Source organism: Niabella sp. CPT15-335-S11, from assembly GCF_058792415.1.
The window spans coordinates 952616-967363 of record NZ_JBYTEI010000002.1 but is presented as its reverse complement, the minus strand read 5'-3'; the positions used below and the strand labels follow the sequence as shown (position 1 = coordinate 967363).

10 protein-coding genes are annotated in these 14748 nt (G+C 47.8%); 8 read left to right on the top strand and 2 right to left on the bottom strand.

The features are described from left to right. Window position 1: 1 nt before the first annotated feature. The 8 genes from AC3WS5_RS10395 to AC3WS5_RS10360 all read left to right on the top strand — a co-directional run bounded on the left by AC3WS5_RS10395 (window position 2) and on the right by AC3WS5_RS10360 (window position 11966). Complete coding sequence (locus AC3WS5_RS10395) at window positions 2–2626, top strand: valine--tRNA ligase (RefSeq protein ID WP_492467307.1); 2625 nt, start codon at window positions 2–4, stop codon at window positions 2624–2626. A gap of 115 nt (window positions 2627–2741) precedes the next feature. Beyond that, window positions 2742–4085 (top strand): sigma-54-dependent transcriptional regulator, encoded by a 1344-nt coding sequence (locus AC3WS5_RS10390; protein ID WP_492467306.1) that lies wholly within the window; start codon window positions 2742–2744, stop codon window positions 4083–4085. A gap of 232 nt (window positions 4086–4317) precedes the next feature. Then, complete coding sequence (locus AC3WS5_RS10385; protein WP_492467450.1) at window positions 4318–4395, top strand: potassium-transporting ATPase subunit F; 78 nt, start codon at window positions 4318–4320, stop codon at window positions 4393–4395. 2 nt (window positions 4396–4397) lie between these two features. Next, window positions 4398–6086 carry a potassium-transporting ATPase subunit KdpA gene (gene kdpA, locus AC3WS5_RS10380; RefSeq protein ID WP_492467305.1) on the top strand — a complete coding sequence of 563 codons (1689 nt, stop codon included), beginning with the start codon at window positions 4398–4400 and terminating at the stop codon, window positions 6084–6086. Window positions 6087–6220: 134 nt separating this feature from the next. Beyond that, complete coding sequence (gene kdpB, locus AC3WS5_RS10375; RefSeq protein WP_492467304.1) at window positions 6221–8272, top strand: potassium-transporting ATPase subunit KdpB; 2052 nt, start codon at window positions 6221–6223, stop codon at window positions 8270–8272. Window positions 8273–8292: 20 nt separating this feature from the next. Next, window positions 8293–8838, top strand: coding sequence for a potassium-transporting ATPase subunit C (locus AC3WS5_RS10370; RefSeq protein ID WP_492467303.1), 546 nt, complete (start codon window positions 8293–8295; stop codon window positions 8836–8838). 249 nt (window positions 8839–9087) lie between these two features. Continuing rightward, window positions 9088–10215 carry a sensor protein KdpD gene (locus AC3WS5_RS10365; RefSeq protein WP_492467302.1) on the top strand — a complete coding sequence of 376 codons (1128 nt, stop codon included), beginning with the start codon at window positions 9088–9090 and terminating at the stop codon, window positions 10213–10215. An 8-nt stretch (window positions 10216–10223) separates the two neighbouring features. Next, window positions 10224–11966: a HAMP domain-containing sensor histidine kinase gene (locus AC3WS5_RS10360; protein WP_492467301.1), complete on the top strand. Its 1743-nt coding sequence runs from the start codon at window positions 10224–10226 to the stop codon at window positions 11964–11966. Window positions 11967–12160: 194 nt separating this feature from the next. On the opposite strand, the gene AC3WS5_RS10355 is transcribed toward AC3WS5_RS10360, so the two are convergent. Together AC3WS5_RS10355 and AC3WS5_RS10350 are read right to left on the bottom strand one after the other, a co-directional pair. After that, window positions 12161–13327, bottom strand: coding sequence for a PLP-dependent transferase (locus AC3WS5_RS10355; RefSeq protein WP_492467300.1), 1167 nt, complete (start codon window positions 13325–13327; stop codon window positions 12161–12163). After that, window positions 13314–14714, bottom strand: a complete 1401-nt coding sequence (locus tag AC3WS5_RS10350; protein ID WP_492467299.1) for an APC family permease — start codon at window positions 14712–14714, stop codon at window positions 13314–13316. Before AC3WS5_RS10350 ends, AC3WS5_RS10355 begins: the two co-directional genes overlap by 14 nt. Window positions 14715–14748: the final 34 nt, after the last annotated feature.

Sequence of the window (14748 nt, the reverse complement as noted above, 5' to 3'; positions counted from 1 at the left end):
TATGGAGCTTACAAAGAACTTTGAACCGGCCGCTATTGAGGCTAAATGGACCGCATATTGGAAGGAAAAACAATATTTTAAAAGTCTGCCGGATGAGCGGCAACCCTTCACGATCGTGATACCACCACCAAACGTGACCGGTGTCCTGCACATGGGCCATACCCTCAACGAGACCGTCCAGGATATCCTGATACGCCGGGCCCGTATGAGCGGATATAACGCCTGCTGGGTGCCGGGTAGCGACCATGCCTCCATCGCCACCGAAGCCAAAGTGGTGCAGATGCTGAAAGAAGAAAAAGGCATCGAAAAAAGCAGTCTGACCAGAGAAGAATTCCTCTGTTACGCATTCGAATGGAAGGAGAAATATGGTGGCATCATCTACAACCAGATCGACCGGCTGGGATGCAGTGTTGACTGGGATCGCGTGAATTTTACGATGGATGACCACTACTACAAAGCCGTCATCAGCGTATTTATCGACCTCTATAAAAAAGGCCTGATCTACCGGGGCGCCCGCATGATCAATTGGGATCCCGTAGCCAAAACTGCCCTGAGCGATGAAGAGGTGGAATACCGCGAAGTACAAAGCAAACTCTATTATGTGCGCTATAAGCTGGACGGACAGGACGGCTATATCACGGTGGCTACCACACGCCCGGAGACTATTCTGGGTGATACGGCCATCTGCGCCAATCCGGATGATGAACGATATCAACACCTGAAAGGCGCGTATGCTTTTGTACCGCTGATCAACAGGCGCGTCCCAATTATTTTTGATGAATATGTGGACAAAGATTTTGGTACCGGTGCGCTGAAAATCACACCGGCCCATGATATCAACGACTATAATATCGGGCTCAAACATCACCTGGAAGTCATCGACACGTTAAATGAGGATGGCACACTCAGTGAAGCCGCGCAATTATATATTGGTGAGGATCGCTTTGTGGTCCGGGAAAAAATTGTCAAAGACCTGGAAGCCGCCGGGAACCTTGTGAAGACCGAAGATATCATCAATAAAAATGGATTTTCTCAAAGAAGCCATGCCGTAGTGGAACCCAGGATCTCGACCCAATGGTTTCTGAAAATGAAAGAAATCTCCGCACCTGCACTGAGTGCCGTAGTGGACGGAGATATTAAAATACATCCCGGGGAACGTTTTCTCGCGACTTACAAGCACTGGCTGGAGAATGTGAAAGACTGGTGCATCAGCCGACAACTGTGGTGGGGACAACAGATTCCAGCCTGGTACGCACCCGATGGCGGTTTCGTAGTGGCTGCGACGGAAGCAGAGGCCCTGGATGAATTCGCGCAGAAGGGGCAATCGTTTGAAAAGGGCAGCCTCAGGCAGGATGAAGATGTGCTGGATACCTGGTTCTCCTCCTGGCTCTGGCCCAGTGAAGTGTTCCGGGGTATTACCAACCCTGGCAATGAGGATATCAATTATTATTATCCCACCTCTGTACTGGTTACCGGCCAGGATATCATTTTCTTTTGGGTGGCGCGGATGGTAATCGCCGGCCTCTTGTTCGAAAAAGAAATCCCGTTTAGAGACGTTTATTTTACAGGGATGGTGAGGGATAAACTGGGCAGGAAGATGTCCAAGTCCCTGGGTAATTCGCCCGACCTGCTTGAACTGATCGATACCTATGGCGCAGACGCGGTGAGGTTTGGTATTATGATCTCCTCGCCGGCGGGGAACGACCTGCTCTTTGATGAAAGCTCACTGGAGCAGGGACGCAATTTTAATAATAAGATATGGAACGCGCTGAAGCTGGTGAAAATGTGGCAATCGCGGGTAAGTACCAGTCCGGCCGGCAGCCCCGATCAGCTATTTCCGGTTACCTGGTTCGGGAACCGACTGGGCAAGGTCAAGAAGGAAGTAGCCACGCTCATGGACCAGTTCCGGCTGAATGAAGCATTAAAGACGATCTACTCCCTGATCTGGGATGATTTTTGTTCCTGGTACCTGGAATGGGTGAAGCCTGCTCACGATCAATCGATCGATAGTGCGGTTTACAATAAAACGGTCGGATTTTTTGAAGATTTGATGCAATTGTTACACCCGTTCACGCCGTTTATCACTGAAGAAATTTATGCGCTCCTGGGCTACAGACAAGACGCCCTTTGCGTGAGACAATTTGCCGAACCCGGCGATCACGACGAGAAAGTGCTGGCCCTTGGAGAGCTTCTGAAAGATACGATCACGGCAGTCCGTGATGCAAAGGTGAAAAATCACATCAAACCCAGGGAACCGGTTAGTCTGTTTATTCAGACCCATGATACCACTGGTTATGATCAGATCTCATCCGTATTGCAAAAGCAAGTTAATCTGGATGCAGTTGAGTTTACAGAAAATCCGGTTGCGGACTGTGTAAACGTGCTGGTGGGAAAAGACAAACTGTTTCTGCGACCGCAGACAGGCATTGATAAATCTATCCAAAGAAAAGAACTCGAAAAGGAACTGATCTATTTGCAGGGATTCCTGGGTTCGGTTGAAAAAAAATTGGGCAATGCCAGGTTCGTGGAAAATGCAAAACCCGAGGTGGTAGATCACGAACGCCGCAAGAAAGCCGATGCTGAGGAGAAAATAAAGATGGTTCAGGAAAGTCTGGACCGACTTTGATGTTTAGCGTTGTAAAGGAAATAGGATGGTGAAAGTTGGAGGTCGGGCTAACCTGCCTGCAACTGTCCATTATAATAGAGTCGGGGTTATTACCTTTGCGATATAATCAGGACTTATGGATCGCGTCATTCTGATCATAGATGATGAAGAAAAAATACGCAACCTTCTTGCGCGTATCATCGGCCTGGAAGGCTTTGAAGTCCTGCAGGCAGACGGAAGCAAAGCCGCACTGAAGCAATTGGAACACCATGAGGTCGATGTGGTACTATGTGACGTCAAGTTGCCCGACGGAAATGGCCTCGCCCTTTCAAAGGGAATCAAGTCAAAATATCCCTCAGTGGAGATAATCCTCCTGACTGCCTATGGAAATATTCCGGATGGCGTTCAGGCCATTAAAGACGGGGCGTTTGATTATATCACCAAAGGCGATGATAATAATCGTATCATACCATTATTATATAAAGCCATTGAAAAAGCTACGCTTAACAAACGAGTTCTTCACCTCGAAAAACAACTGGGCAAAAAATATTCTTTTGAGCAGGTAATCGGAGAATCTCAGGCAATTAAAGAAGTCCTGACACTGGCCAGGAAAGTGGCGGCAACGGACAGCACCGTTTTATTGACAGGGGAGACCGGAACGGGGAAGGAAGTGTTTGCCCAGGCTATTCATCAGGCTGGCAGCCGGGCACACAAGAGTTTCGTTGCGTTGAATTGCGCTGCGTTCAGCAAGGATTTGCTGGAGGGTGAACTTTTTGGCCACCGGGCAGGCGCTTTTACCGGAGCCATTAAAGATCAGAAAGGCCTGCTCGAAGAAGCACACCAGGGAACTCTTTTTCTGGATGAGATCGGGGAGATGCCGTCAGGTCTCCAGGCAAAAATACTTCGGGTGCTTGAATCGGGTGAGTTTATAAAGATCGGTGATACGAAGCCGCAAAAAGCCGATGTCCGGATCATTGCTGCTACCAACCGCAACTTAAAAAAAGATATTGAAGACGGATTGTTCAGGAGCGATCTCTTCTACAGGCTTTCTGTTTTCCAGATCGATCTGCCTCCTTTAAGGGACAGACCCACCGACATTCCCGAATATGCTAAGTTTTTCGCTTCGTTTTTCTCCACCAAAATCAATAAGGCGGAGATTACGGTTGACAAGGAGGCGCTCAGCCGGCTTTCTGATTACGATTGGCCGGGAAATATACGTGAACTGAAGAATGTAATGGAACGAAGTGTCATTCTTTGCCGTGATCATATTATTGAAGTTGCCGATCTTCCTCCCGAAATCCGGGAAAAGAGAAGCACCGGAAAAGGAAATCTTTCAGCCTTTTCTCTGGCAGCAGCCGAAAAACTTCAAATTCAGAAAGTACTCAACCATACCAGGGGTAACCGGGCAGAAGCCGCCAGGCTGCTGGAAATTGGCGTAGCCACCCTTTATCGGAAAATGGACGAATACGGCTTGTCCTGATTGCTTTTCATTTTGATAAACCTGTCTATCATATTGATAGGCGCTCCAACGTCCCCTCCCAACATTCCACTGTTGAAACGCACTGTTTGTGCTGCTTTCGATCATTGTAAGCTTCTGGTACGCGATTTGGCGCCGGGGGAGTAAATCTGTTTATTATGTTGATTTTATTACTCATAACCGGGCTGCTCTGCTTCGCACTGTTTTATGCTTCGGTCAACTATTTTGAAAAGATATGACAATACTATTTGTGATAGCATTAGCCGTTTTTGTTTATACCGCTTACGTGCTTGTGAAGCCGGAAAAATTTTAGACATGAACAAAGAAATTTTGGGGCTGATCACCATGTTCGTTGCCGCGATTCTTCTGGGTTTACCACTGGGACGCTATATGGCGAAAGTGTACCGGAACGAACCCACGTTCCTGGACCCTGTCTTAAACCCGCTGGAACGGTTGATCTTCCGGCTTTCTGGTATAGATTCGTCCAGGGAACAGAACTGGAAAGAGCAGTTGTTTGCCCTGTTGACCATGAACCTCGTTTGGTTTTTGCTGGGTATGTTTATATTGATGAATCAGGGATGGTTACCGTTGAATCCGGATGGGCAGGCGGGTCAGTCGGCCGACCTGGCGTTTAACACAACGATCTCGTTTCTGGTAAACTGCGATTTGCAACACTACAGTGGGGAAACGGGCGCGAGTTACTTCAGCCAACTATATCTGATGTTCCTGCAATTTGTATCGGCAGCCACCGGCATGGCAGCCGCGGTTACTATTTTTCATGCGCTACAGGAAGGTGCGGGTCGCACTGCAGGCAATTACTATCGTTTTTTCCTGAAAAGTATCACGCGGATATTGATTCCGTTAAGTATAGTGGTTGCTGTGATCCTGCTGTTGAATCATACGCCGATGACCTTTGACGGCAAACAGCAGATGCTGACCCTGCAGGGCGATACGACGTTTGTATCCACCGGTCCGGTAGCAGCTTTCGTTCCAATCAAACACCTCGGAACAAATGGTGGCGGCTTCTTTGGCGCTAATTCGGCCCATCCCCTGGAAAACGTTAATTATTTAACTAATATGACTGAAATGGTCGCCCAAATGATCATTCCAATTGCCATGGTGTTTGCGCTTGGATTTTTCCTGAAAAAAAGGAAAATGAGCATCGTTATTTTAACGGTGATGACGGTTGGATTCCTGATGCTCGTAGTACCGGCGATCATAGCTGAATCAAAAGGTAATCCAAATCTGGCGGCAATGGACGTTCATATGACCGGGGGAAATATGGAAGGGAAAGAAGTTCGTTTTGGGGCGCCGGCTTCGGCCTACTGGGGTATCGCTACCACGGTGATTTCAACCGGCTCGGTGAATGCGATGCATGAAAGCTTCATGCCGCTCAGCGTGATGAATATGTTACTGGCCATGATGACAAACAGTTTTTATGGTGGAGCGGGTGTGGGCATACTCAACTATTTTATTTTTATTATCCTGGCTGTGTTTATCAGTGGGCTGATGGTGGGCAGGACGCCCGAGTTCCTTGGGCGGAAAGTGGAAGCGCGTGAGATGAAGATAGCCATGATTGTTGCTCTTCTCCATCCCCTACTCATCTTGTCGGGCACCGCGCTGGCAACGGTCTTCGCGGCGCATACGGCGTCAATACCTGGTAGTCCGGGCTTTCACGGATTCAGTGAAATGCTTTATGAATATACTTCGAGCGCAGCTAATAACGGCAGCAACTTTGCCGGGCTTCAAAATAATACACCCTGGTGGAATATCAGTACGGGGCTGGTACTTATTTTGTCGAGATATATCGGTATCATTGGGCCTGTAGCCATCGCGGGATTGTTGGCACAAAAGAAAATCACACCTGCAACTGCGGGCACGCTTAACACCGATACGCCCACGTTTGGTTTTATGGTCTTTGCGGTTATCATCATCATTACGGCCCTTTCATTTTTGCCTGCGCTAACCCTGGGTCCGGTTGCGGAAATTTTTAATTTTAGATAAAAACTCACTAAATGGTGGTATTACTTTTAATAGGCAGGATTCAAGAAGAAAACACTTCGGAATTGTACGTTAGTTGGAGGTGAATTCATCGATCGAAAACGACAGAGCCCTGTCTAGAAATTAAATTATATGTCATGTCAAAACATATTCGAAAAAAGGCCAGCTTGTTCCGGAAGGATCTTGTTTTAGAGGCGCTGGGTGCATCTCTCAAAAAATTAGTTCCTTCCAGAATGGTCAAAAATCCGGTCATGTTTACAGTCTGGGTGGGGACGCTCATCATGATAGCAGTTTGTATTCTGGTAGGGCAGGGAAGTTTAAAAGGGCAGGGAAGTCTTGCCTATAACATAACCGTCACTGCGATCCTATTTTTGACGCTGATATTTGCCAATTTCGCCGAAGCCATTGCAGAAGCCAGGGGAAGGGCACAGGCCAACTCGCTACGGAAGACCAGGGAGGAAACGCCTGCAAAGAAAGTGGAACTGGTTGGCGAGATCACGCTGAATGAAGTCCATCTGGTTGCTTCTTCCACACTCCGGAAAGGAGATATTTTTATTTGTGAGGCCGGTGATATGGTTCCTGCAGACGGAGAAATCATCGAAGGTCTCGCAACCGTTGATGAGAGCGCAATTACGGGAGAGAGTGCCCCCGTGATCAGGGAGGCCGGGGGAGACAGGAGTTCGGTTACGGGCGGGACAAAAGTGTTGAGCGACCAAATTAAAGTAAGGGTGACCAGCAGTCCCGGCGAAAGTTTTCTGGACAAAATGATCGCATTGGTTGAAGGCGCTTCCAGGCAAAAGACACCTAACGAAATTGCCCTCACTATTTTGCTGGCGGGCTTTACGCTGGTATTCCTCATCGTTACGATGACGCTTGAGCCGATTAGCGTTTTTTCCGGTATTCCTTTGGCCATTGCCTCTCTAATCGCATTATTTGTGTGCCTCATACCCACGACCATTGGTAGCCTGCTCAGTGCGATAGGTATCGCCGGGATGGACCGTGCTTTGCGTGCCAATGTGATCACCAAAAGCGGGAAAGCCGTGGAAACGGCCGGGGATATTGATGTGTTGTTACTGGATAAAACCGGGACAATTACGATCGGGAACCGAAAAGCGACCGGTTTCTGGCCCGCAAGCGGTGTCGCAGAAAAAGATCTGATCCGGGCAGCCGTGCTGAGCTCTATTGCTGATGAAACCCCTGAAGGTAAATCAATCGTTGAACTGGGCGGAATAGACCCGGCTACATTTGAATTAAGAAACCCGCATTTTATAGGGTTCTCAGCCGAGACCCGGAGCTCAGGGATCAATTACGAAGGCATCCGGATCAGGAAGGGCGCCGCCGATGTGATTAAAAATCTGGTAGAAAAAGCCGGGAACCTTTTCCCGCGGGAAACAGATGATAAAATAAAAAACATCTCCAGTAACGGCGGTACGCCGCTCGTGATTTGCCAAAATGAAAAAGTGCTTGGGGTCATCGAATTGCAGGATATTATCAAGCCCGGGATCCGGGAACGGTTTGCCCGATTGAGGAAGATGGGAATTAAGACCGTGATGGTGACCGGAGATAATCCCCTGACCGCAAAATATATTGCAAACAAGGCGGGTGTCGATGATTTCATCGCCGAGGCCAGACCGGAAGACAAGATGAATTATATACGAAAAGAACAGGCAGCCGGCAGGCTAGTGGCCATGATGGGAGATGGAACCAACGATGCTCCCGCCCTGGCGCAGGCAGATGTAGGCGTGGCTATGAACAACGGGACCCAGGCTGCGAGGGAAGCAGGAAATATGGTGGACCTGGATAATGATCCGACCAAACTCATTGAAGTCGTTGAAATTGGCAAGCAGTTGCTGATGACCCGGGGCACACTGACCACCTTCAGCATTGCGAACGATGTGGCAAAATACTTCGCCATCATTCCCGCTCTGTTTATTGTGGCTATTCCTGCGCTGCGCCAGTTGAATATTATGCAGCTTCACAGTCCGGAGAGCGCTATTCTTTCGGCTATCATCTTCAATGCGATCATCATACCGTTGCTGATACCACTGGCACTGAAAGGGGTGGCTTACCGGCCCGTGGGCGCCAGTGCGCTGTTGCGTCGAAACCTGCTGCTATACGGGCTTGGCGGATTGATAGCGCCATTTGCGGGGATCAAAATAATAGATTTGATCGTGTCTAATTTCTTTTGATAAATGAATTAAAGATTATAATGAAACAAAGTTTTTTTTCAGCCCTAAGGCTTAGCTTTTACCTGTTGATCATATGTGGCGGAATCTATACGTTGATAGTACTGGGATTGGCCTGGTTTGCATCCGGGCATGGGGAGGGGGAAAAAGTAAGTGACAAAAACGGCAGGTCATACTATGCTAATATCGGTCAGCGGTTTGACAAGGATATCTATTTTAACAGCCGTCCTTCAGCGGTAAATTATAATGCCGCGGGAAGTGGTGGAAGTAACAAAGGACCATCGGACCCGGATTATTTGAAAACGGTGCGAGCAAGAGTAAATGATTTCAAAGCCAGGAACCCGGGAGAGCAGGTTCCAGTTGATATGGTAACAGCCAGTGGGAGCGGACTGGATCCGGATATAACCGTTCAGGCGGCCCGTACACAAGTCAGGCGAATTGCAAGGTTGCGACAACTGAAGGAATCCGCTTTGCTGGATATAATCAATCATGTCAGGAATAACCCGCTCCTGGGGCCGGAAAAAGTGAATGTGCTCAAACTTAATATTGCACTGGATGAATTAAAATGATGATCTAATGCCCCCCTGTAAAAGTTATTCGGGCGCCGGGGAACTGCATGAAATGAAGTTTGATCAATTTTTCTCACACGAGAGGATGTGTAAGTGAAGTCCCGCCGGCACAATCATTAGCCGCCCAAGGCTGTGAAATAAAAATGCACGGATGAAATAAAGATAATAATACAAGGTCCGATTAATTGGTAACTTTACCTGATTATTTTTATTTATATCAGATCAGAAGCCCGTTTTAATATCAGGCAGATGGTAACAAACGAAATCAATGAAAATGTTCAGCATTTTCTTGACCTGATTCAAAAGTCAAGGAAGGGAAAATTCAAAGTATATATTGGCATGATTGCCGGTGTGGGAAAAACATACCGGATGCTGCAGGAAGCTCATTCGCTGCTGCGCAATGGCATTGATGTAAAGATCGGTTTCATTGAAACGCATGGCAGAGAAGAAACGCAGGCGCTGATGGACGGGTTGCCTGAGATTCCCAGGCGCAGGCTTTTTTACAAAGGGAAAGAACTCGAGGAAATGGACACAGATGCCATTATCAGTTTAAGACCCGAAGTAGTACTCGTAGACGAGCTGGCCCATACTAATATTGAAGGAAGCCGGAACCAGAAACGCTGGCAGGATGTAATGGACATCCTGGAAGCCGGTATCAATGTGATATCAGCCGTCAATATTCAACATATTGAAAGCCTGAACGACGAGGTGAAAAAAATTACAGGCATTGAAGTAACCGAACGCATTCCGGACCAGGTGGTGAGCCTGGCCGATGAGGTGGTGAATATCGATCTGCCTGCCGATGAACTGATCTCCCGGCTGAAGGAAGGAAAGATTTACAGGGCTGATAAGGTTCAGATGGCACTGAATAATTTCTTCAGGAATGAAAATATCCTTCAGCTCAGAGAACTAGCCCTGAAAGAGGTTACTTCTGCGGTAGAACGTAAAGTCGATACCGAAGTCATCAAACAGGCCGTCCGCCAGGAGCGTTTTTTAGCATGCATCAGCAGTAATGAGATCACAGCAAAAAACGTTATCCGGAAAACGGCCAGGCTGGCCAATTATTATTACAGCAGGTGGTTTGTGTTGTACGTGGAAACGCCCGATGAGAATCCCGATCGGATACCGCTGGATAAACAAAGGCACCTGATCCACCACTTTCAACTAGCTACGGAATTAGGCGCCGAAATTATTAAAGTCAGGGCAGAGAAAGTATCAGCGGCCATTGTACAACAGGCCGAAGAAAGAAAGATCACGACAATTTGTATTGGTAAACCACATTTGAGTCTGATGCAGATTATCGGCGCGACGAATGTCTTTAAGAACCTGCTGAAAAAATTAAGCGATAGTAATATCGACCTGGTCATACTGAGTTAAAAAAACACATGAAAATCAAAGGGAAATTGGTTACCGGCCTGGGAGCACTTTTTGTGCTGGTTTTATTGATGGCTGTACTATCATTGGAGTATATCAATAAACTCTCAACCGACACCCGGAATATACTGGCCGCTAATTACAATTCAGTGGCCTACTGCCGGGAAATGTACCTGAACCTGGATGAGGATATCATAAACCCGGAAGTAGCCAGGGTTTTTGAACTGAACCTGAAAAAACAACAGGATAATGTAACCGAAGCCGGCGAGAAGCTGGTGACAGAAAAGTTGGCTGCGGATTACCGGCGACTGAGATCAGCTCCCGGGGATGAGTCGCTGTACAAAATTGTTAGACGGGACCTTGGCGATGTAATGTTGCTGAACATGAAGGCGATTCAACGGAAAAGCGATCTGGCAACGGATACCGCAGATAAAGCGATCACCTGGATCTCCGTCGCGGGAACACTTTGCTTTTTGATCTCTTTTGTTATGCTGGTAAATTTCCCCGGCAATATCGCAAATCCAATTAAAGAGCTTACGGAAAGCATTAAACGGATTGCTGCGAAGAACTATGAAGAGCGGGTTCATTTTCACCGCTATGACGAGTTTGGTGAAATGGCCGACGCGTTCAATACGATGGCGGAAAAATTGCTTGAATACAATAACAGCAGCATGTCGATACTGATGACAGAGAAAAAGCGTATCGAAACCCTGATCAATAATATCCACGAGCCGATTATCGGATTGGATGAACATAAGCGTATCCTGTTTATCAACGATGAGGCGTTGCAGGTCTCCGGATTGAAATCTCGAGATGTTCTCGGTCGTCAGGCCCAGGATATCGCGTTGAACAATGACCTGATCAGGATGCTGATCAAAGATTTGTTTGTGGCGGAGAAGTCGACCGAACCCCTGAAAATATATGCGGATCAAAAAGAAAGCTATTTTCAAAAAGAAATAATCCCCATTAAAATTATTCCGACCGGTGAGAAAGAAGAAAAGCACATCGGCGATGTTATATTCCTGAAAAACATCACGCCTTATAAAGAGCTGGATTTTGCGAAGACCAAATTTGTGGCATCGGTTTCTCACGAGTTGAAAACACCCATTTCTTCGATAAATATGAGCACGCAGCTTCTCGGAAATGAACAGGTTGGTCCCCTCAATCCCGAGCAGAAGGACTTGCTGGAAAGTATCCGTGAGGACGCATCCAGGCTGCTGACTATCACTTCTGAACTACTCAACCTGACCCAGTTGGAGAGCGGAAAGATCCAGTTGGAAATAGTGCCGGTGGATCCGGAAGAAGTGCTGCGCAAGGCTGTGAATACCAACAGAACGCAGGCAGAGTCAAAAGGAGTTCGACTGGACGTTCTGACTCCTGGGGTGTTGCCCGCGATCCTGGCAGATGCAGACAAAACCTCATGGGTGTTGAGCAATATCATTTCGAACGCGATCCGGTATTCCTATGAAAACGCTGAAGTACATATCCGGGTTGGTTTCGAAGAAGATAAAGGGCGGATCGTGTTTAGTGTGACAGATAGCGGCCAGGGAATTGCACCGCAGTATCTGGGACGGATATTCGACAGGTATTATCGTGTGCCGGGAAGTAAGCGCGAAGGCACCGGTCTGGGACTTGCCATCAGCAAAGAACTGATTGAATCCCAGGGCGGAACTATTAATGTTCAAAGCGAATATGGCGTAGGGAGCGAGTTCAGTGTTTGGCTGCCATTAGCTCCCGTGAACCCCGGGAAATGATATTGGATTTATTCGATTTTGAATGAAGCAAATATTCACCCGCCCGTGAGGAAATAAGTATTTGGAAGAGTGATTGAATAATCGTATCTTTAAAGATAGTGCCCGCACGAATAGTTCCGCAGATAACTTTTCAAATCCCCGGCGTAATTCAACTGAACAGAAAGTTATCCACCGAATACCGTATCCGGATGTCGTCATTTTCCAATTTTGCCGAAAGCCTGTTCAAGATCGTCTATCAGATATGAAGGTTCTTCCAGTCCAATATACAACCTGATCCACCGGTGGTTTTCTGTCTGCGGATCATATCTGCCGGGTCGTATGCCGGCACACCGGGGCAGGACGAGCGATTCATGACCTCCCCAGCTTACGGCCATTAGAAAGCTGTTGAGGCTCTCGCAGAACTTTACAATGCTTTCGCGGCGGTCATCTTTAAGGACGATAGTGATCAGGCCCAGGGCTGCTTTCATTTGTTGCTTCGCGAGTTCAAACTGCGGGAAACTTTCGTGAAAAGGAAAGAGAATTTTCTCTATTTGGGGATGATTTGCGAGGTAATTGACAATCACCTCGGTAGTATTGCGGATACGTTCAAGTCGGGCTGGCAGCGTCCGCAGACCCCTCAGTAACAGCCATGCATTGAAAGGTTGAATGCCGCTTCCGATGGTCAGGAACTCACTGTCGAAAATTTTCCTCATCATTTCATGACTTCCTGATAGCACGCCTCCGAGCGTGTCGCTGTGCCCGCCGATATATTTGGTAGCCGTTTGCATGGCGATATCAATACCCAGTTCTATAACAGGTTGATAAATGGGCGTGCAATAAGTATTGTCAATGATGGTCACAATATTTTTTTCCCTGGCCCATGCCGCAATTTCTTTCAACGGTTGCAGGGCATAGCTCCAGCTATTGGGCGATTCCAGGTAGAATAGAACTGTATTCGGCTTTGTGGCTGTCTGCCAATCGCCCAGGGTTTCGCCCTTAACATAGGTCGTTTCTACGCCAAACCGGGGCAGGATCACATCAAACATTTTCTTAGTCCAGGAGTAGGGGTGTTCTACACTAACGACATGGTCTCCGGCCTTTACATTAGCCAGTACGCCGGCGAAAGTCGCGGCTGCCCCGTTGTTGAAGACCAGCGCGTCTTCTGCGCCATCGAGCGCTGCCAGCTTCTTACGCAGGATATCGACGGTTGGGTTGAGTCCGCGGCTGTATATATAGGTGCCCATTTCATCAGCAAACGCTTTTGAAAGATCGTCTACTGATTCGAATGCAAAATTGCTGGCCTGCATGATGGGCGGACTCACAGCGTTGAAATAGTGCTCGCGATCTTCTCCCGTTTCATTGATGATCTTAGACAGGTTCATGTTCGGTCTCCTTAGGATTTTTATTTTTCCGGTGATAAAATAAATAATAAATCAATATAAAAGCCGCCAGGACTATTAATCCAATGAGTGCGGCATAATTATTTTTTTTATAGTCAAGCGCTATGCTAACCGCCACAAAGGCGTATGCCAGGATAAAAACTATGGGCACCAGCGGATACCATCTCATCTTGAAGATGCCGCTATTGTCCAGGTTCGCCGTCTTTCTGCGAATCACAAAAATCGATCCGGCTGATAGCGCCATGCCGAAGCAATCCAGAAAGATAGTGAAGCTGAGGATCACATCGAACTCTTCCGCCCAAAACACGATCAGGGCGCCGAGCAATGCAAAGATGGTCAGTGCAATATTCAGGGTACCGAACCTGTTTTTCCGGGTCACGAACGCCGGGAGCACACCATCTTTTCCCATCGCATACATCACCCTGGGGTTGCTCATCAGCGAACCGTTGATATAAGCTAGTACGCCAAGAAAAAGAAAGATGGATAAGACCGTTTCTGTACCGGGCCCGAAAATCCTGGAGGCCATGATGGCCGCAATGTTACGACTCGTCTTGAGCTCCTCAAAACCGATGACCTTTACGTAGGCGTAATTGATCAGCATGTACAAAAGCAAAATGAGGGCGATACCCAGGAGGATACCTCTGGGCAGGGTCCGGTTGGGGTTACGGATCTCTTCCCCAAAATTGATAGTTTGTTGGTAGCCGCCGAAAGTAAAACTGACTGCAACCAGGCCGATGCCAAAAGCTTTTATATATTCCCGGAGGGTGGGGTTGGCGATCGTTGTCAGTCTCGCTGCAGGCAGTTCGGTTGCATGAGACGAAAAAAACAAGGGTGAGATCAGCAGTACGATCAGGGTAATCTTAATCACCATCAGTACATTTTGTGTGCGCGAACTCATCCGTAAGCCAAGCATATTGACCAGGTAGAAAATAAAGATAGCTACGATGGCCACTATTATCTGTACAGTTTTCACATAAGTCAAATTCCCCGGCACTGCCAGCCAGGATGCGTTGCCAACCATCGGCATCCAAACACCAACGATATATTCGCTGCCGACAAGGGCCACGGCGCCAAGTGAAGCGGCATTACTGACGAGGATGATACAATTAATCGCGAAGCCAATGGATGGGTGATATGCATAGGCAAACACTTTGTAATAGCCGCCGGTTGCAGGCAGCCTCGATCCGATTTCCGCGTAGGTCAGGGCTCCGCAGAGCGCGACCAGTCCGCCTGCCAGCCAGGTCAGGTAAAACAGAAACTGGTTGGGGACTGCTGCGGCAACATTCACCGGTGTCCGGAAAATGCCCATTCCGATCACGAAACTCACTACGATCATCGTAAGGTCAAATAGGCCCAGTTGTTTTCTCATCTGTGTGTTTTACTTTGTCCCCTGCGAGAGGATG